The sequence below is a fragment of the Nocardia sp. NPDC004722 genome (assembly GCF_053601505.1).
Map to the genome: position 1 here is coordinate 1 of NZ_JBSGBY010001049.1, position 1,498 is coordinate 1,498.

Annotated in this window: 1 protein-coding gene and 1 pseudogene; both read left to right on the forward strand. The window is 69.9% G+C overall.

The genetic code is table 11. From position 1 onward, the window contains the following. On the forward strand, positions 1-82 hold an 82-nt coding region (locus ACWELQ_RS45535; protein ID WP_452403167.1), incomplete at its 5' end, for a hypothetical protein. Positions 83-351: 269 nt separating this feature from the next. Continuing rightward, a pseudogene (locus ACWELQ_RS45540) lies at positions 352-1,498 on the forward strand (hypothetical protein); the annotation flags it as partial.

Sequence of the window (1,498 nt, forward strand, 5' to 3'; positions counted from 1 at the left end):
GGTCATCGGCCGGGTCGAGGTGCCGCAGGAAGCCTTCGTGGCCGCCCTGAGCACCGACTCCGCGACCGAGAAGAAGAAGTAAGTTCGGTAGGACATCGTGCCCCGCTCCCGCTCGGGAGCGGGGCACAGTGCAAATCGGACGGTGTTATGTCCGCAAGGTCCGGTATGCACCCTGAAAATGGGTCTTCCGTACTGATATGCAGGGGTGACAAGCTGTGTGGCACCCCTATGGGCACACCGCCACCTACCTGGTGGATGTGACAGACCGGTTATCCGGAAATAGGGTGTGAAATGAGTTTGGTCCGGCAGGCCGCGCGACGGCCCCGCCGGAGCCCTGAGAGCGGAGCCTGTATGACACGTGATCTGCCCTTCTCCGACGATGACGCCGCCGATGACAAGGGAGGCGACGCCGCCTATCGCATTGCCACCGGTGTCGCCCGGGTGGCCAGGGCAGGCGCGTACGTCACCGGCGGTGCGCTCGTCGCCGCCAGCGGCAATCGCGGCAGCAACGCGGCCATCACCCACGACAGCAAATCCGTGGGCTGGTCGCAGGCCAACGACCCGCAGCCGAACGTGCCCAGCCCGACGGTCACCTTCCCGGATCTGACGGCCGACCAGGTACCCGCCCAGCACCTCGGTCCCGCCACGGTCGCGCCGGTGAGCACGCCCTTCGGCCCGCTCGACGACTACCACCACGGCACCGACGCCGGACTGTTCCCGGGCTCGTACGACCCGCGGCAACCCGACGCCTCGATCGCCGGTTTCCATGGAATCGGCCTGCCCGACAACGAGTCCGGTCTGCCCGCCCCCGGTGCGCACCTCGGTCTGCCGCTGGACAATCCGGCCGCCGACATGGTGCCCGCGCCCGTGCAACCGCAGGCGCCCACGCTCGACCCGTTGCAGCCCAATTTCCTGCAGAGCCTGCCCGGCTTCGCGCTGCCCCATCTTCCCGGCATGCACCTGCCCGGCACCGATGGCGCACACCTGCCCGACATGTCCGGGGCCACCGGTCCCTTCGACGGCGTCGGCGCCACCGACGGCCAGGGTGTCGGTGCGTTCCTGGGCACCCAGTGGACCGTGGACGCGCATGTCGGCCCGGACGGCGTCTGGTTCCACTCCGATCTGAAGGTCGATCTGGGTGTCGGTCATGTCATGGACCAGTACAACCAGTTCACCCAGCATGTGAGCCAGGGACTTTCGCATCCGGCGGGGGCTGATCTGAGCGGTGTCGCGCCCGGCGGCGCGGGCCAGCAGGCCGGTACGCCCGCGTCCGCGAACCCTGCCGCGGCCCACCCCGCCGCCGCGAATTCCGTTCCGGGACAGTCGAGCTCGCCGGTTCCCGGTCAATCCACGTCCGGCCTGCCCGGTCAGGGGGCCGGTGCTCCGTCCGGTGTCTCGCCGACGTCCGCGCTGCCGGGCGCGAGCGCGCCGGGCACGGCGAGTCCGCTGGCCGGTGCCACGGCTCCCGCCGGTGTCACCAATCCCGTCGCCGGTGTGC